General features: G+C 73.8%; 17 protein-coding genes. 3 read left to right on the forward strand and 14 right to left on the reverse strand.

The features are described from left to right. Positions 1 to 35: 35 nt before the first annotated feature. Entirely contained in the window at positions 36 to 950 is a 915-nt protein-coding gene (mmuM, locus tag KO717_RS08720; protein ID WP_301365644.1) for a homocysteine S-methyltransferase, read from the reverse strand. 179 nt (positions 951 to 1129) lie between these two features. Then, entirely contained in the window at positions 1130 to 2053 is a 924-nt protein-coding gene (locus KO717_RS08725; protein ID WP_301365646.1) for an LLM class F420-dependent oxidoreductase, read from the reverse strand. A gap of 203 nt (positions 2054 to 2256) precedes the next feature. Here KO717_RS08725 and KO717_RS08730 point away from each other — a divergent pair, with 203 nt between their 5' ends. Continuing rightward, positions 2257 to 2511: a hypothetical protein gene (locus KO717_RS08730; RefSeq protein WP_301374987.1), complete on the forward strand. Its 255-nt coding sequence runs from the start codon at positions 2257 to 2259 to the stop codon at positions 2509 to 2511. A gap of 46 nt (positions 2512 to 2557) precedes the next feature. Here the strand turns inward: KO717_RS08730 and KO717_RS08735 are convergent, their stop codons facing one another. From KO717_RS08735 to KO717_RS08750, 4 genes are all read right to left on the reverse strand, one after another. Then, entirely contained in the window at positions 2558 to 3043 is a 486-nt protein-coding gene (locus tag KO717_RS08735) for a DUF6099 family protein (RefSeq protein WP_301365648.1), read from the reverse strand. 123 nt (positions 3044 to 3166) lie between these two features. Continuing rightward, a complete protein-coding gene (locus tag KO717_RS08740; protein ID WP_301374428.1) occupies positions 3167 to 3532 on the reverse strand; it encodes a nucleotide pyrophosphohydrolase in 366 nt (121 codons plus the stop codon). 50 nt (positions 3533 to 3582) lie between these two features. Further along, the gene (locus KO717_RS08745) at positions 3583 to 4884 is read right to left on the reverse strand and encodes an AAA family ATPase (RefSeq protein WP_301374430.1); all 1302 of its coding nucleotides are present in this window, start codon (positions 4882 to 4884) and stop codon (positions 3583 to 3585) included. A 348-nt stretch (positions 4885 to 5232) separates the two neighbouring features. Beyond that, complete coding sequence (locus tag KO717_RS08750; protein ID WP_030012729.1) at positions 5233 to 5628, reverse strand: cell division protein SepF; 396 nt, start codon at positions 5626 to 5628, stop codon at positions 5233 to 5235. 155 nt (positions 5629 to 5783) lie between these two features. Here KO717_RS08750 and KO717_RS08755 point away from each other — a divergent pair, with 155 nt between their 5' ends. Both KO717_RS08755 and KO717_RS08760 read left to right on the forward strand, forming a co-directional pair. Beyond that, a complete protein-coding gene (locus tag KO717_RS08755; protein WP_301365651.1) occupies positions 5784 to 6503 on the forward strand; it encodes a DUF2470 domain-containing protein in 720 nt (239 codons plus the stop codon). A gap of 42 nt (positions 6504 to 6545) precedes the next feature. Continuing rightward, on the forward strand, positions 6546 to 7466 hold the full coding sequence (locus KO717_RS08760; protein WP_301365653.1) for an NADP-dependent oxidoreductase: 921 nt from the start codon (positions 6546 to 6548) through the stop codon (positions 7464 to 7466). 109 nt (positions 7467 to 7575) lie between these two features. Here the strand turns inward: KO717_RS08760 and KO717_RS08765 are convergent, their stop codons facing one another. The 8 genes from KO717_RS08765 to KO717_RS08800 all read right to left on the reverse strand — a co-directional run bounded on the left by KO717_RS08765 (position 7576) and on the right by KO717_RS08800 (position 15976). Continuing rightward, positions 7576 to 7929, reverse strand: coding sequence for a 4Fe-4S dicluster domain-containing protein (locus tag KO717_RS08765; RefSeq protein WP_301365654.1), 354 nt, complete (start codon positions 7927 to 7929; stop codon positions 7576 to 7578). Then, on the reverse strand, positions 7926 to 9509 hold the full coding sequence (locus tag KO717_RS08770) for an FAD-dependent oxidoreductase (RefSeq protein ID WP_301365656.1): 1584 nt from the start codon (positions 9507 to 9509) through the stop codon (positions 7926 to 7928). The genes KO717_RS08765 and KO717_RS08770 overlap by 4 nt, the downstream gene beginning before the upstream one ends. Further along, the gene (locus tag KO717_RS08775; RefSeq protein ID WP_301365658.1) at positions 9506 to 10837 is read right to left on the reverse strand and encodes an LLM class flavin-dependent oxidoreductase; all 1332 of its coding nucleotides are present in this window, start codon (positions 10835 to 10837) and stop codon (positions 9506 to 9508) included. Before KO717_RS08775 ends, KO717_RS08770 begins: the two co-directional genes overlap by 4 nt. Positions 10838 to 10962: 125 nt before the next feature. Then, positions 10963 to 12507: an ABC transporter permease gene (locus KO717_RS37470; RefSeq protein ID WP_437184484.1), complete on the reverse strand. Its 1545-nt coding sequence runs from the start codon at positions 12505 to 12507 to the stop codon at positions 10963 to 10965. Continuing rightward, positions 12504 to 13325, reverse strand: a complete 822-nt coding sequence (locus tag KO717_RS08785; protein ID WP_301365660.1) for an ABC transporter ATP-binding protein — start codon at positions 13323 to 13325, stop codon at positions 12504 to 12506. Before KO717_RS08785 ends, KO717_RS37470 begins: the two co-directional genes overlap by 4 nt. A gap of 6 nt (positions 13326 to 13331) precedes the next feature. Further along, entirely contained in the window at positions 13332 to 14366 is a 1035-nt protein-coding gene (locus KO717_RS08790) for an ABC transporter substrate-binding protein (protein ID WP_301365661.1), read from the reverse strand. Between the two features lie 41 nt (positions 14367 to 14407). Further along, positions 14408 to 14977: an NADPH-dependent FMN reductase gene (gene ssuE, locus KO717_RS08795; protein ID WP_301365662.1), complete on the reverse strand. Its 570-nt coding sequence runs from the start codon at positions 14975 to 14977 to the stop codon at positions 14408 to 14410. A 21-nt stretch (positions 14978 to 14998) separates the two neighbouring features. Beyond that, positions 14999 to 15976, reverse strand: coding sequence for a TauD/TfdA dioxygenase family protein (locus KO717_RS08800; RefSeq protein ID WP_301365664.1), 978 nt, complete (start codon positions 15974 to 15976; stop codon positions 14999 to 15001). Positions 15977 to 16966 lie beyond the last annotated feature (990 nt).

A 16966-nucleotide genomic window follows, 5' to 3' on the forward strand; every position in this document is an offset into this window, starting at 1 on the left:
CCCGTCTGCCTCTTGTTTTTCGCTCTCCCCGGTTCCTACGGCCGCCGGTCCGGCAGCAGCGCCCCGAGGGCGGCGATCCGGTCCGGGCCGATGCGGCAGCAGCCGCCGATGAGGCGGGCGCCGGTGGTGTACCAGGCCCGGGTGGGCCAGGGGACGGGGTCGTCGGGGGTGTGCCAGGTGCGGGTGGCGGCGTTCCATACGGATCCGTCGTTGGGGTAGGCCAGCAGCGGCTTCGTGGTCACGCCAGCGGCCGCTTCGAGGGCGGGCAGGACATCGGCCGGGTCACAGCAGTTGACGCCGACCGCGATGACCTCCGGGGAGGCGGCGGCGAGGGCGAAGGCCTCGCCGAGGGGCTGTCCGGCCCGCGTGCGGCCGGCGGCCACCGTGTACGAGAGCCAGGCGGGTGCGCCGGTCTCGGCGAGGACGGTGAGCACCGCCTCGGCCTCGTCGCTGTCGGGGACGGTCTCCACGGCCAGTACGTCGGGGCCGGCGGCGAGCAGGGCCTCGATGCGGGGGCGGTGGAAGGCGGCGAGCTCGCGCACGCCCAGCCCGTACCGGCCGCGGTACTCGGAGCCGTCCGCGAGCATCGCTCCGTACGGGCCCACGGAGGCGGCCACCCACATCTCGTGGTCGGCGGCCTCGGCCGCCCGGGCGGCCAGGCGCACGCTCTGCCGCAGCAGGGCGGTGGTCTCGGCGCGGTCGTGGCCGTGGGCGGCGAAGGCTTCGTAGCCGACCTGGTAGCTGGCGGTGATCAGCACCTCGGCGCCGGCCCGGGCGTACGCCGTGTGGGCGGCTGCCACCTGGTCCGGGCGCTCGGCGAGCACCTGGCCCGACCAGAGGCCGCCGGACAGGTCGCAGCCCTGGGCGGCGAGCTGGTTGCTGAGCCCGCCGTCCAGGAGCACGGCCCTGCGTGCCAGGGCTTCGGCGAGCGGGCCGGACGCGCGTGGCATGGGTTCGCCGCCTTCCTGAGGGCTGTCCCGCAGTCCCCGGCGTGCGCACGGCGCCGGCTACGGCGCCGCGCCGCGTTGTCGGAGCACCCGGATACGCCCAGTATGGGGGCGCCCCTCCGCCTTGCGACGCACCGCATCCGGCGCCGCGCGCCGATCCACCGGGTCGTGCGGGACAGCCCTCAGCGCAGCTGGGAGAGCACCTGGGCGGAGATCAGCTCCAGGTGGTCCAGGTCGTCGAGGTCGAGCAGCTGGAGGTAGACGCGGGAGGAGCCGGCGGCGCCGTAGGCGCCGATCTTCTCCACGACCTCGGCCGGGGAGCCGGCCAGGCCGTTGGCCTTGAGCTCGTCGACGTCACGGCCGATGGCGGCGGCCCGGCGGGCCACCTCGGCGTCGTCCTTGCCCACGCAGACGACGAGGGCGTTGGAGTAGCGGAGGGCGTCGGCCTTGCGGCCGGCTTCCTCGGCGGCTTCCCGGACCCGGGCGAACTGCCGCTCGCTGTCGGCGATCGACGCAAAGGGCATGTTGAACTCGTCGGCGTACCGGGCGGCGAGCCGCGGGGTGCGCTTGGCTCCGTGGCCGCCGATGAGGACGGGGACCTTGGTCTGGGCGGGCTTGGGGAGCGCGGGCGAGTTCTCCACCTGGTAGTGCTTGCCCGCGTAGTCGAAGGTGGCGCCGGCCTCGGTGGCCCACAGGCCGGTGACGATGGCCAGCTGCTCCTCCAGCCGTGACATCCGGTCCGCCGGGAAGGGGATCCCGTAGGCCTTGTGCTCCTGCTCGAACCAGCCCGCGCCGAGGCCCAGTTCGATGCGGCCGCCGGACATCTGGTCGACCTGGGCCACCTGGATGGCGAGGACTCCGGGCAGCCGGAAGGTTCCTGCCGTCATCAGCGTGCCGAGGCGGATCCGCTTGGTCTCCCGGGCCAGGCCCGCGAGGGTGATCCAGGCGTCGGTGGGGCCGGGCAGTCCGTCGGCGGATCCCATGCGCAGGTAGTGGTCGGAGCGGAAGAACGCGTCGAAGCCCAGGTCCTCGGTGGCCTTGGCGACGGCCAGGAGGGTGTCGTAGCTCGCACCCTGCTGGGGCTCGGTGAAAATGCGAAGGTCCATACCCCCCATCCTGCACTTCCCGCCCCGGCAGGGTGAATCTTCGTCAACCGGACGGTCCACCCCGGAGCCCGCCAGTGACCAGCCCGGACAGAGATCGTTGGCTCGGACGGAGCCGGACCGCCCGGCCCGCGCGCCGGCGGCGTCCCGCCGGTGCGTCCACCGCCCCCTTCCGCCCTGGAAGGGCCAGGGCCGAGGAGGCCGCCATGTCCCACGAGGCCGTGCCGGAGACCCACCGACACACCGGAACGACCGGACAGGCAGCGCAGGCAGCACACGACCAGGCAGGTCAGGAGCCCGCGGTACCCGCCCAGGGCGGCGGCGCGCCGAAGGGCCTGCTGCAGCAGATGGAAGAACTGATGGCCGCGCTGAACGCCGACCTGTCCCGGCTCGACGCCGATCTCCAGGCCTCCACGGACCGCATCCCCGAGGGCGAGCGCCCGTCCTACCGGTCGTCCTGACCGTGCGGGTCCCGCCGCGCACGGCGGGACCCCCTCCGTGCCGACCTCAGGCCACGCCCGAGGCCGACCCCCGCTCACGGACCGCCATGCGGCGCAGGATCGCCCGCACCCGGTCGCTCGACTCGTCGGCCGCGTCGATCGACTCTATGCACTGCCAGTACAGGGCCTCGTCGTCCGTCCCGCAGGCCACCCCGACCAGGGCTATCCCCACTTCACCCAGCAGCGCCTGGAGTCCGAGCAGCGCCTGCCGGACATCCGACACCTCGCTCAACTGCGCGGCCCGCGGCGGATATTCGGGCGCGCTGCCCTCTCCGCGCAGGGCCGCCCGGTCGAGCACCCCGCAGCCTCTGCCTCCCGCTTCCCCCAGTCCCCGTGCCTCCGATCTGAGCTCGGGCGGCCCGGTGACCGCCAGATAGCTCCCTATGCCCTGCGCGAGTGCCTGGGCCTGCCAGGCCTCGCCCACGATGTCCCACGCGACCCCACTCTGTGCCAGCGCGTGCCGGCCGGCCGCGATGAGCCGTACCGCATCCATATGCCGTCCCCCGTCCGCACGACATCCCGCCGTCCTCACCACTACCCAGAGTGAGGGCAACGCGCCAGTAAAGCCAGGGGTATTCGGAAAATGTGGACAGAAACGTGATTGTGGATGAGTCCATCACTCCGAAGAGTGACGATTCGGTGTCGGTGTACCCGGCACGGGGAAGCGGAGTTCGTTCCTCTCGATCTTCGCGGCGAGCGCATCCAGCACATCCACCCCGAGAACCTCACAGAACTGCAGCAGATACGCGAGCACGTCAGCCACCTCATCGGCCACCCGGTGGGCCGATTCCGGTTTCTCCATGACCTTCGCCGACTGCTCGGGCGTCAGCCACTGGAAGATTTCGACCAGTTCGGCCGCCTCCACACTGAGCGCCACCGCCAGGTTCTTGGGCGTGTGGTACGGCTCCCAGCCGCGCGCCGCCGCGAACTGCGCGAGCCGGCGCTGCAGTCGGTCCAGCCGCTCGTCGGACCGCTCGCCCATCCGTCCCCCGGGGGATTCCGGCCGCCGCTCGGGCTGCTCCTGCGTCTCGTTCATGCCCTCAGGTCTACCATCGCGACGCCCGGGAGGTCGCGGGCGGCCGCCGCGGTCCCCTCCCCCACCGCCGCCACCAGCCGGATGTGGCCGCGGCCGCAGGAGAGCAGGGCCAGACGCAGCAGCTCGGCGCTCTGCCGCCGGTCCAGGCCCCGGTCGAAGCCGTCGGCCAGCACCGTCAGCGCCTGCCGCGCGGAGAGCAGTTCGGCGGCCGGGTCCATGGCCAGCACCCCCGGCCCGGTCAGCAGGACCAGCGCCAGTGCGAGGAAGCGGAGTTCGCCCGCGCCCAGCCGGGCCAGCTCCGTGGCGGGCCGGCCGGGGCCGCGGTCCAGGACCGCCGCGACGGGGCCGCCGCCTGCGGGAGCCCGCACGTCCAGCCCGGCGACGGTCCCCGCGCAGCCGGTACGGGCCGCCTCCGCGAGCAGCGCGTGGCGGGTGCCGCATTCGCTGCGGGTCCGGCGCAGCACGTCGGCCAGGTTGGCGCAGTCGCCCAGCAGCCGGCCCTCGCCCGGCGGGACGGCGGCGCGCATCCGGTCCGGGCGGGGGTCGCACGGGAACACCGCCCGCAGGGCCACGACCACCTGCTCGGCAGCGGCCAGGACCTGGCGCTGGCCGGCGGTGGAACCGGCGACGCGGAGCGGGAGCAGTGCCGTGCCGAGCCGGTCGTCGGGCAGCGGGGCCCTGGTGACGCCGATGGCGCCGCCGGTCAGCCAGGCGGCCTGGACCGAGCGCCGGCCGGGGTCGCGCAGGGCGGTGGCGAGCAGGATCTGCCCGTCCTGCGATAGCCGTTCGCCGACGATCCGCAGCGTGGGCTCGACCTGGACGGCGAGGTCGAGCCGGACCGGGCCGACGGGTCCGTCCACGGTGCAGCCGAGGCGGAACCCGCGCCGGCGCTGCGCGTCGGGGACGGCCCGGTCGGGGATGCGGGCGCGCGGATCCGGGAAGGCCTCTTCCAGGCCGGCCCCGGAACCCAGCCCGGCCAGGGCCTCGTAGGCGGCCAGGGCCTGGGACTTGCCGCTGCCGCTCGGCCCGGCGAAGAGGGTGAGCGGGCCGAGCGGGAAGACCGCCGAGCGGTGCGGTCCGAAGGCGGAGAGCCGCAGCTCGGTGACCACGGGCCGCGGCTGCTGCGACTGCCGCTGCGCGGGCTCGGCAGGACGACCGGAGACGCGGAGGCCCGCCTGTGACGGCTCGACCGGGTCCCCGGCGATCCCGGCCGCCACCCCGACAGGCCCCTGCGGAGCCGGGGCCGCAGGTGCCTCAGCGGCAGGGACGGGCCGGGTCGGGGCCGCGGGTGCCGCCATGGCGGGAACGGGGCGTGGGCCGGTCACGGCGGCGCCCCGGGAAGCCGCGGATGCCGCAGAGGTCGCGGAGATCGCGGGAGCCCCGGAAGCCACGGACGTGGTCGGTGCGTCGGGTGCGTCGGGCGCGTCGTGTGGGGTGGGTGGGGCCGGGGGCGCCGTGGCGAGCCGGCCGCCGTCCGGTCGTCCGGCCTCGTCGGGGCAGTCGGTTCGGGTATCGGCTAACGCGACGGCGACGGCGGCGGCGGTGCGCCCCGCCGTCGTCGCGTCCAGGGTGGCGTCCATGCGCGGACGGTACGGCCCGCCGGACCCCCCGCGGCTCCGGCGAACCGTTCCCTCGCGGGGACCTTCCTACGATCGGGGGACGGCCGCGGCCGCGATCCCCTCGACCTCGGTCCCCACCGGCGCGAGCAGGAAGACGTTCCGGTCGACCCGGTGCATCCCGCTGCCCAGGCCGAAGACCACGCCGCTGCTGAAGTCCAGGATGCGCTTGGCCACTTCGCTGTCCGCCCCGGTGAGGTCGAGCAGGACCGGGATCTGCGCGATCAGGTACTCCGCCACCTCCCGCGCGTCCGCGAAGATCTGAACTCTGATCACCACGAAGCGCCGCTGCTCCGCCGCCGACGCACCGGGCGCCGTCGGGATCGTGCGGTGGTCCACCCGGGAGGGCCATTCGTTGCGACTGCGCAGGGGGACCACCTGCGCGAGCCCCTCCCACTGTTCGTCGGTGACGTCGTACCTGCTCACCGGGCCGCCTCGGCCGTGCGCTTCATGTGCATCCCCCCATCCTCTCGCGTTTCACCCGTTCAGCCCAACAACGACACGAGCGTGCCGGGTACTACCGGAGAGCCAGATGAGTTAGGTTAGGCATACCTAAGTCACTCGGACGAGGAGAGATCCGCATGCGCCTGTTCGGTGCCCCCGCCACGCCGGCCGACCGGCCCACCGATGCCGAGCGCATCCGGTCGATCCTGACCGCCGCCCACTCCATGACCGTGGTCACCGAAGGGCAGCGCTCCGAGGTCCGCCACCTCGACGGCAGCGACCCGATGGGACGGCTGCACCTGCACCCCGCCGAGCCCGGCGGCGAGTCCGAGTACCGGCCGTCGATCCGGCTGGAGTTCACCGATGTCGCCCCCACCCCCGTACGGGACCGGGTGCGCGCCCGCGTCACCGTGCTGGGCCGGCTGCTCTCCCCCTACTCCGACCTGGCCGAAGGCTCCGGCGCCGACTCCACCTGCATGGAATTCGACCGCGCCGTCCTGGAGACCCCGGAAGGGCGCTCGCACGTCGGCCTCGAAGAGCTGGACGCCGCCTGCCCCGACCCCCTGTCCCCGTACGAGGCGGGCATGCTCACGCACCTCCTCGACGACCACCACGACCTGGTCACCCTGCTGCTGCGGCTGGTCCGGCCGCTGCCCACCGCCACCGTGCTCCGCGCACTGCCGGTCGCCATGGACCGGTACGGGATCACCCTGCGACTGGAGGAGCGCCGCGGCCACCGCGACGTGCGGCTGCCCTTCCCCTCGCCCCTCGACGACGTCGAGCAGGCCGGCACCCAGATCCAGGCCCTCTTCAGCGCGGCCCGGCGGAGCTCGCACCGCAACACCCTGCCGGCCTGACACGCCGGAATACCCCACCGCGGACCCGCGTTGGGGACGATCATGAAGGCCATCACATACAGCGCATACGGAACACCCGCCACGCTCCAGCTCGTTGACGCACCGCGGCCCAAGGTGGGCCCGGGCGAGGTGCTCGTCCGCGTCAGGGCCGCGGGGGTCAACCCGGTGGACTGGAAGCTCGCCGCCGGATACCTCGACCCGATCCTCGAAGTCCGCTACCCGGTCATACCCGGATGGGACGTGGCCGGAGTCGTCGAAGCGGTCGGCGATGACACCTTCGACTACGCCGTCGGCGACGAGGTCTACGGCTACGTCCGCAAGGAGTGGGTCGAACTCGGCACGTACGCCGAGCTGGTGTCGGCCCCCGTCCGCACCCTCGCCCGCAAGCCCCGGGAGCTGAGCTTCGAGCAGGCCGCGGGCCTCCCGCTGGCCGGCCTCACCGCGTACCAGTCCCTCACCCGCGTCGGCCTCAAGGCCGGGGAGACCGTGGTCATCCACTCCGCGGCCGGCGGCACCGGATCCTTCGGCGTGCAGATCGCCGTCGCGCTCGGCCTGCGGGTCATCGGCACGGCGGGCGCGCACAACCACGACTACCTGCGCTCCCTCGGCGCGGAGCCCGTGCTGTACGGGGAAGGACTGGCGGACCGGATCCGCGAGCTCGCGCCCGACGGCGTCGACGCGGGCCTGGACTTCTACGGCGACGACGTCGTCGAGACCCTCCAGTCCCTGGTCAGGGAACGTCACCGGGTGGTCTCCATCGCCGATTACGACGCGGCTGCCAAGGGCGCCCACCAGCTGTGGGTGCGCCCGGACACCGCCGACCTGACCTTCCTGGCGGAACTGGCCGACGCGGGGAAGCTCACGGTCAACGTGGAGCACGCGGTGCCGCTCGCCGAGGCCGCCAGGGCCTGGGAGCTGAGCGCCGCGGGCCGCACGCGCGGCAAGATCATCCTGACCGTCTGACCTTCTCGCCTTCTGGCCTTCTGGCCTTCTGACGCGGCAGACCGTCCGAACGGCCCCGCGGCACACGTGCGCGCCGACGGAGCACGGGGCTCCGGCGGCGCGCACCCGCTCAGGACGTGATCGGCGTCGCGGACCGGCCCAGCGGCGGCCCGATCGCCCGCAGCGATCCGGGCGTCCGCCCTTCGCCCCAGCCGATGTGGCGCCGGTAGCTGCCGAGCAGCCCGCGGCTCACCAGCCCCGCTTCGTCCCGTACGGCCGGATCCTCCGGAAGGGGGTGGGTCAGCGGGGCCACGAACAGCGCGTCCACCGGGCAGTTCGCCTCGCACAGGAAGCAGGTCTGGCAGTCCTCCTGCCGTGCGAGCAGCGGAATCCCCTCGGGCCCCCGTTCGAAGACATCCGTCGGGCACACCTCCACACACTTGTCGCAGGTGATGCAGCGCTCCGCCGACACCAGTTCGATCACGCCGTCACCACCGCCTTCGCCGCGGGCCTGGTCCACACCCGGTCCAGGCCGCCGGCCAGGATCCGGTGGTGCTGGGCCGGGTCCTGGTCCGGGTGGTCGAGGCGCTTGGCCATCCCCCGGGTCTCGGACCGGGCGAGGGCCGCCGCGTACATCCACCGGGCGTGCGCGGTCATCGCGGCCGCCTGCCGGGCCCTGACCAGGTCGGCCCCCTCGCCGTGCAGGCCCGCGCGCAGCTGGGACCACGCCGTGTCGAGGGTGCGCAGGGAAGCCGTCAGGACGTCGCCGTGCCGGAGGTAGTTCTTGTCGTAGGGGAGCACCTCCTGCTGTACGAGCGCCACTGCCTCGCGGTGTTCCGGTCCGGCGGCCGCCCTCCCCGTCGGGCGCAGGCCCGCACCGCCGGCGCCGGTGAGGGTGCGGCCGGCGGCCCGGCCGGGGCCGAGGGACAGGGCGTGTCCGGCGGCGCCCCGGCCCGCCCAGCTGCCCGAGGAGATGGCCCAGGCGGCGTTGTGGCTGCCGCCTCCGGTGAAGCCTCCGCAGATCTCCTCGCGGGTGGCCGCGTCCCCGGCGGCGTACAGCCCGGGGACGCCGGTGGCGCAGTCGTCGCCGGTGATCCGGATGCCGCCGGTGCCGCGGACCGTGCCCTCGGCGAGCAGGGTGACGGCGAACCGGTCGGTGAAGGGGTCGATGCCGAGCCGGTCGAAGGTGAGGAAGAAGTTGGGCTGCGCGAGGCGCATCGCGGCCCGGGCTCCTTCGTCGGCGCGGTCGAGGCGCGCGTACACCTTGGCGCCGGTGAGGAGTTCGCGGGCGATCACGGAGCGGCCGCCCTGGCTGGCCGCGCCCTCCAGGACGCTGCCGTCCTCCTGGTAGAAGGTGGCGAAGGAGTAGAAGGCGGTCTTGGTGACGGAGGTGCCCTCGGGGGCGATCCCGTAGGCGTTGGAGAACTCCATGCCGGAGAGCTCCGCCCCGGCCTCGGCGGCGAAGAGCGCGCCGTCGCCGGTGTTGGTGTTGGTTCCGAGGGCTCCGCTGAGGAAGGCGCAGCCGCCGGTGGCGAGGACCACGGCGCCGGCCCGGACCCGGTAGGACTCGTGCAGCTGACGGCGGTAGCCGGCGGCGCCCGCGACGGCCCCGTCGGCGTCGGTGAGCAGCTCGGTGACCGGGCTGTGGTCGAGGACGCGGACCCCGGCCCGGCGGATCCGGATGCGCATCCGCCGCATGTACTCGGGGCCCTGCAGGCCGCCCCGGAGCGGCTGCCCGTCGGAGCCGGTGGGGAACGGGTAACGGCCGTGCGTGGCCAGCTCGTTCATCCGGTCGTAGGTCTCGTCGAGGACCCGGGCCATCCAGCGGCGGTCGGCCAGGTACCCGCCGAGGCCCTCCCGGGAGGCCATGGCGGCCTCCCGGGCGGCGGGCTCGGGCGGGACGTACCAGACGCCGGTGCCGCCGGCGGCCGTGGCGCCGCTCGTTCCGCAGTAGCCCTTGTCGGCGAGGACGACCCGGGCCCCCGCCTCGGCGGCCTTGAGGGCGGCCCAGGTGGCGGCCGGTCCGCCGCCGACGACGAGGACGTCGGTGGCGTACTCGGTCATACGCCCTCCCGGGTGTGCCGGTTGACCGGCCGGGCGAGGCCGTAGTTCTCGCGGAGGGTGGCGCCGGTGTACTCGGTGCGGAAGAGCCCGCGCCGCTGGAGGATCGGCACGACGTGATCGACGAAGGCGGTCAGACCGGTGGGCAGGACCGGCGCCATGATGTTGAAGCCGTCGGCGGCGCCCTGCGTGAACCACTCCTGGAGCTGGTCGGCGATCTGCTCGGGGGTGCCGGCGAAGACGCGGTGACCGCGGCCTGCGCCGAGGCGGGCGATCAGCTCGCGCAGGGTCAGGCCGTCGCGGCGGGCGAGCTCTGCGACGAGGGTGAAGCGGCTCTTGTTGCCGTTGATGTCCCGCTCCTCGGGCAGGTCCGGTAGCGGACCGTCCAGCGGCAGGCCTGTGAGGTCCACGTTCAGCATCCCGGAGAGCTGGGCGAGGCCGTACTCCGGCACCTGGAGGTCGGTGAGCTGCTGCTCCAGGGCCTTCGCCTCGGCCTCGGTGGATCCGATGACGGGGGCGATGCCGGGCAGGACGAGGAGGTCGCTCTCGGCGCGGCCGTACTTGGCGAGGCGGGACTTGAGGTCCTTGTAGAAGGTCTGGCCGTCGGCGAGGGTCTGCTGGGCGGTGAAGACGGCCTCGGCGTACTGGGCCGCGAACTCCTTGCCGTCCTCCGAGGATCCGGCCTGCACGAGCAGCGGGTAGCCCTGGGGGGAGCGCGGGACGTTGAGCGGTCCGGCGACGCCGAAGTGCTCGCCGCGGTGGGCGGCGGGGTGCAGCTTGTCGGTGTCGGCGTAGATGCCGCGCTCCTTGTCGAGGACGATCGCGTCGTCCTCCCAGCTGTCCCAGAGCTTGGTGGCGACGTCGAGGAACTCGCGGGCGCGCTCGTAGCGGAGGTGGTGCTCCAGGTGCTCGTCGCGGTTGAAGTTGCGGGCCTCGTCGACGGTGCCGGAGGTGACGATGTTCCAGCCGGCCCGGCCGCCGCTGATGTGGTCGAGGGAGGCGAACTTGCGGGCCAGGTTGTAGGGCTCGTTGAAGGTCGTGGAGACGGTGGCGATGAGCCCGATGTGCTCGGTGACGGCGGCGATGGCGGAGAGCAGGGTGAGCGGCTCGAATCCGCCGAGGGCGTTGTGGCGGGCCTTGCCCCAGAGGGCGACCCCGTCGGCGAAGAAGATGGAGTCGAGCAGTCCGCGTTCGGCGGTGCGGGCCAGGTCCTGGAAGTAGCGCAGGTCGGTGATCAGCTCGGGCCGGCTGTCGGGGTGGCGCCAGGCGGCGTCGTGATGGCCGGCGTTCATCAGGAAGGCGTTGAGGTGGAGGGTGCGGTTCGCGGTCATGGCTGTTCCCTGTGTTCGGTGGCGTTGCGTGCGGGGGCGGCCCGGACGGCGCGGGGCGGCGGGAGCGGGCGGCGGGAGCGGGCGGCGGGGCAGGCGGCTGGCGGCGGGACGGGGCGGGGCGGGCGTCAGGCGGGGACGCGCCAGGTGCTCAGGCGGCGTTCGATCGTGACCAGCAGCTGGTTGAAGGCCACGCCGACGGCGGAGATGGTGATGATGCCGGCGTACATCTGCGGGATCGCGAAGTTGTACTGCGAGGCGTTGATCAGGTAGCCGAGGCCCGCCTTGGCGCCGATCATCTCGGCGGCCACCAGGACGAGGATGGAGACCGCGCCGGCCAGCCGGATGCCGGTGAAGATGGCCGGTACGGAGGACGGCAGGATCACCTTCTGGAAGAGCCTCGGGGTGGACAGGTCCATCGAGCGGGCCAGTCTGACCAGGGTGGGGTCGGCGTTGCCCACCGCACTGATGGTGTTCAGCAGGACCGGCCAGAGGCAGGCGTAGACGACGATCGAGACCTTCGAGGTCTCGCCGATGCCGAGGAGCAGGACGAAGACGGGCAGCAGGGCCAGTGCGGCGGTGTTGCGGAACACCTCCAGCAGCGGGCCCAGCAGTGCGGCGACCGGCCGGTACCAGCCGATGAGCAGGCCGAGCGGGACCGCGATGACGACGGCGATGCCGAAGCCGCCGAAGGAGCGGGCGAGGCTGGCCCGGGTGTGCTGGCCGAGCTGGCCGTTGCCCAGGAGGTCCCACCAGGCCTTGGCGACCTCGCTGACCGGCGGCAGGAAGGTGGCGTCGACCAGGCCGAGGCGGGGGGCGGTCTCCCACAGGGCGAGCAGGGCGACGAGGGCCGCCGAGCGGAGGGCGGCGGCGCGCAGCCGGCGGCCCAGCGCCGCGGCGGCCTTCCGGACGGGGGACGGGGCGTGCCCGGTGCCGGTGCTCCGGCCGGCGCCGGCCCTGGCTGCCGGGGCGGCCTCAGGTCCGGTGACGGGAGCGTCCGGGACCGCCGGAGCCGCCGGGGTCCCGGAGGGCGCTGAAGTTTCGGGAGCCGGGGAGGCCTCCGGGACTGCGGGATCCGCGGGGCCCTCCGGAACTGCAGGGGCCACTGGAGTCGCCGGAGTCGCAGAAGCCTCCACAACCGCGGGGACCTCAGGAGCCGCCGGAGCCGCGGGGACCTCCGGGACCGCCGGAGCCGCGGGGGCCTCAGGAGTCGCCGGAGCCGCGGGGACCTCCGGGGCCGCAGGGGCCGCCAGGCCCGCAGGGGCCGCGTGGACCTCCGGGGCCGCAGGGGCGGCAGGGGCCGCCAGGGCCGCAGGGGCCGCAGGCCCCTCCGGGACCGCCAGGCCCGCAGGGGCCTCCGGGACCGCAGGGGCCGCCGGAGCCGCAGGGGCCGCCGGAGCCGCAGAAGCCTCTACGACCGCAGGGACCTCAGGGACCGCAGCGGCCTCCGGGGCCGCCGGAGCCGGCGGGGCCGCCGGGCGGGGGGATGCCGTTGCCGTGGTCGGCCGGCCGGCGCTGCGCAGGCGGCGTGCCAGCAGCGCCGGGACACCCGGCCGCGTCCGGCGGGACTCCCGGTCGGTGGATGCGGGAGCCTCGGGCTGCTCCGTGTCCTCCCGTACCGCCTCCTGCCCGGCCGGGGCATCGGTGGCGGGGGTGGTGATGTTCGTGGTCATACGGTGGCCTCCTCCTTCTCCAGTTGCTGAGCACGGGCCACCTCGTCGTGGAGCAGGGTCCAGATCTCGTGGCGATAGCGGGCGAACTCGGGGCTGGAACGCAGGTCCTCACCCTGGAAACCGGCGCCGCGGTCGCCGAAGGAGACCGGGACGATCTCCTTGACGCGGCCCGGGCGGGAGGTCATGACGGCCACCTTCTGGCCGAGGTAGACCGCCTCCTCGATGCCGTGCGTGATGAACACGACGGTCTTGCCGGTGCGCTGCCAGATGCGCCGCAGCTCGTCCTGGAGCGACTCGCGGGTCTGCGCGTCGAGCGCGGCGAACGGCTCGTCCATGAGCAGCACGTCCGGGTCGTACGCCAGCGAGCGGGCGATGGCGACGCGCTGGCGCATGCCGCCGGAGAGTTCGTGCGGATGCCGGTCCTCGAAGCCGGTGAGTCCGACGAGGTCCAGGAACTCCCGTGCCCTCGCCCCCCGTTCGCGGCGCGGGACGCCGGTCGCCTCCAGGCCGAATTCCACGTTGCCGAGCGCCGTCCGCCAGGGCAGCAGGGCGTACTGCTGGAAGACGATGCCCCGGTCCAGGCCCGGCCCGGTGATCGGCTTCCCGTCGAGCAGGATCCGCCCGGACGACGGCCGGGTCAGCCCGCCGAGCAGGTCCAGGAGGGTGGACTTGCCGCAGCCGCTGGGGCCCACGACCACCACGAACTCCCCCGCCTCGATCTCCAGGTCGATGCCGTCGAGTGCGGTGAACTGCTCCTTGTTCTTCTTGTCCTTGGTGGGGAAGGTCTTGGTCACTTCCTCGAACACGATCTTCGCCATGCCGGGTCAGCCCTTCCCGAAGCCGTTGAACTCGTTGGTGTAGAGGTCGGCGGGCTTGAGCTGTCCCTGCTTGATCTCGCCGCGCTCGCCGAGCCAGTCGAGCCAGAGCTGGAACTCCTTGTCCTCGATCCGGCCGCCCGTCTCGGCGACGCCGTACGAGCGCCAGTACTGGAGGGTGGCGGTGTCCTCGTTGCGGCCGCGCTTCTTGACGATCTCGGTCTGCCGCGCGATGACCTCCTCGCGCGGGGTGGTGCGGGCCCACTCGATGGCCTTGGCCACGCCCGTCACGAAGGTCCGTACGGTGTCCGGGTTCTCCTTGATGAACCGCTCGGTCATGATGTAGGAGCCGGCGCTGAACTTGCCGAGCAGGTCGAAGTCGCTGAACAGCGGTCTGATCCCGCCGCCCGCCACGGCCTTGTCGCGCAGGATCCCGCCCAGCACGCCCACGTCGATCTGCTTCTGGCGCAGCACCTGGTCGGTGTTGACGGGCGGCACGACGAGGGACTCGACCTTGGACGAGTCGGCCTTGGCGAGGCCGTTTCGGCTCAGGTAGATGTCGAGGACGGCCTGGGAGTGCGCGCCCAGGGTGTTCATGCCGACCTTCTTGCCGAGGAGGTCGCGGGCGGAGCGGATCGGGCTGTCCTCCAGGACGTAGTAGCCGCTGTACGCGTACTCGTCGACGCCGTAGTAGGAGATGACGGCCTTGATGGGGGCCTTGCTGGAGGCGAGCTTGACGATCGCGCCGTTGAAGGCGCCGCCGAAGTGGGTCTGGCCGGTGGCGGCGGACTGGATGTCCTGCGGGCCGCTGATGGTGTTGCCGACCCACTCCAGCTTGAGGTCGCCCAGGTATCCGAGGTCGGCGGCGAGTTCGGGGAGCGTGACGGCGCCGACCGAGCCCTGGTACTTCAGGGTCTTGACCTGGGCGCCGGAACCGCCGCTGCGCGCGGTGGCCGTGCCGCAGCTCACCGCGGCCGCCGAGATGCCGAGCAGGGCGAGGAACTGGCGTCGGGAGGTGGTGGTCGAGGTGAAGGCTGCGGGCATGACGGTTCCTTGTCGGTGCGGGTCGCGTGGTGGCGGCGGCGTTACGGGGTGGCGGTGAGGGCGGCGGTGACGGCGGTGGCGGGCGCGGAGCGGAGGGCCGCGGCGAACTCGTCGACGGCTTGGTAGAGGTCCAGTTCGGCCTCGGGCCGCAGCCGGTCGGGGCCCGCTCCGCGCTCGACGGAGGAGTCCAGGACGAACCGGCCGGCGGTGACGTGCCGGGCGCCGAGGGCGGCGAGCACGGGGCGCAGGGCGTAGTCGATGGTCAGGACGTGGGCGAGGCTGCCGCCGGTGGCGAGCGGCAGGACCGTCTTGCCGTCGAGGCCGTCCTGCGGGAGCAGGTCGAGGAAGGCCTTGAGCAGTCCGGTGTAGGAGGCCTTGTAGACCGGGGTCGCGATGACCAGGCCGTCGGCCTCGGCGACGGCTTCGAGCGCCCGGCGGATCTCGGGCTCGCCGCGGCGGGCGGCGAGGAGGTCTGCCGCGGGGAGCTCGCGCACGGACAGGTGCGCGGTCTCGAAGCCGGAGTGGGACAGGCGACGCAGTACGTGATCGGCGACGACGGCGGTACGGGACTGGGCGGAGGGGCTGCCGGTGATGGCGAGCAGGTTGGGCACGGGGGCGCTCCTTGGATGGCGTCAGGCGGAGGCGGCGGCGGAACCGGCGGACGTGGTGGCGGACGTGGACGTGGACGTGGAGGCGCCGGAGGCGATGCCGAAGGAGGGGTCCGGGACGGCTTCCGGGCTGATCAGGCGGGAGGGCTCGCCGTCGGGGCCGACCGGGACGTCGCCGTCGACGGTGACGCGGCGCAGGGTGCGCTCGTGGTCGTCGGAGTCGTCCACGCCGTAGTGCTGGGTGGCGCGGTTGTCCCAGATCGCGACGTCCCCGGCCCGCCACTGCCAGCGGACGGTGTTCTCGGGACTCTCGATGTGCGCCTGGAAGAGGTCCTGGAGGGCGCGGGAGTCACGGCCGGTGAGGCCGTTGATCCGCTGGACGAAGTTGCCGAGGAGCAGGGTGCGTTCGCCGGTCTCGGGGTGGACGCGGACCACCGGGTGCTCGGTGAGGAACTTGGTGGAGGTGAACACCTCGCGGTACTGGGCCAGCGCCTCGGGCAGGGCGTCGGGCTTGAGCGCGGCGTAGTCGTACTCGTTGGAGTGGACGGCGCGCAGGCTGTCGGCGAGGGCGCGGAGCGGCTCGGGGAGGTTGCTGTAGGCGGTGGCCGTGTTGGCCCAGAGGGTGTTGCCGCCGTACGGGGGGATGGTGACGGCGCGGAGGATGGAGAAGGCGGGGTAGGCGGGGACGAAGGTGACGTCGGTGTGCCACTGGTTGGCGCGGGCGCCGTGGTGGGAGTCGATGCCGAGGGCGTAACGGCCGTCCGCGGAGGGGACGGTGGGGTGCGCGACGGGCGCGCCGAGCAGCTGGGCGAAGGCCTCGTGACCGGCCTCGTCGAGGTGGTCCTGGCCGCGGAAGAAGACGACCTTGTGGGCGAGGAGGGCGGCCCGGATCTCGGCGACGGTGCCGTCGGGCAGGTCGCCGCCGAGCTTGACGCCGCCGATCTCGGCACCGATGCGGCCGCCGATCCTGGTGACGGTGGTGGAGGTGGTGGCAGTGGCCATGAGGACTCCTTGGTCGGGACTGCAGGGGTTATTTCCGCAGCGGAAGAAATGGCGTTACGGAGTGACCGGGCGCTGCGCTGCGCCGAGCGGTACGGGTGCGGTGACGCATACGGTGCGTTGACGAGTACGAGTACGAGTACGGGTGCACGGTGGTGCGGGTGCGAGGTGCTCCGGAGCCGGCCGCCCGAGGCCGCGGAGGTCCCTCGGGCGGCCCCGGCCGGGCCCCGGCACGGGGCGTCCCGGTGGTGCACGGGAGCGGGGTCGGGCGGGCGCGGCCCGGAGGGACGCTACGAGGCGGCCCCGGAGGGGCGCCGACGCGGGCCGGGACCGGGCGGGCCGGTCAGGCGGGGCGCCGGCTCGGCGGCGTCAGGCGCGGCCGAGGGCCGGACAGCGGCCCGGACACGCGCCCGGCTCGGTACAGAGGCCGGTGGTGCGGAGCCGCGGGGCGAGGAGTGCGTTCGCGGACATGTCCCGGAGCGTGTCAGCGGCCCCGCCGGGGGTCAACCCCCGGCCGCGGCCGCCGACCGCACCCCTCGCCTGCCCCCGCGTCCACCCCGCACACCGCCTACGACCTGCTCTTTCCCCCACCCGTCGACCCGTCAGCAGACCCACCCCGGCGGCCGAAAAGCGTGGCCGGATTTCATGGCCCCGCAATGCGGCCGCCACGCGTTCGCCGGGATCCGCCCCTGCTCCCCGCCCGCGGAGCCCGGGCCCTGGGCGTGCCCGGAGGTCCCGGCCGCGTGGTCGCGAAGCGCGGGTACGCCCCGCCGCGGCTCCGGTGCGGCCACGCCCCTCGGCCGCCCCTGCCGATCAGGCCGGATCCCGGAGCCACCTCGCCCGGGCCGTGCGTTGCGAACCCACCGGGCCCGGCCGTCCGGCCTCGCGACGGACCGTGCCGGACTGCCGTGCCCGTCCGGCGCGATCCGGCGGCGACAGCCAGGACGCCCCCGGCCCCGGCAGGGGACCCGGCATGATCGGGGGACACCCCTT

Origin of the sequence: Streptomyces xanthophaeus (assembly GCF_030440515.1) — a bacterium.
In the GTDB taxonomy this organism is placed as follows: domain Bacteria; phylum Actinomycetota; class Actinomycetes; order Streptomycetales; family Streptomycetaceae; genus Streptomyces; species Streptomyces kutzneri.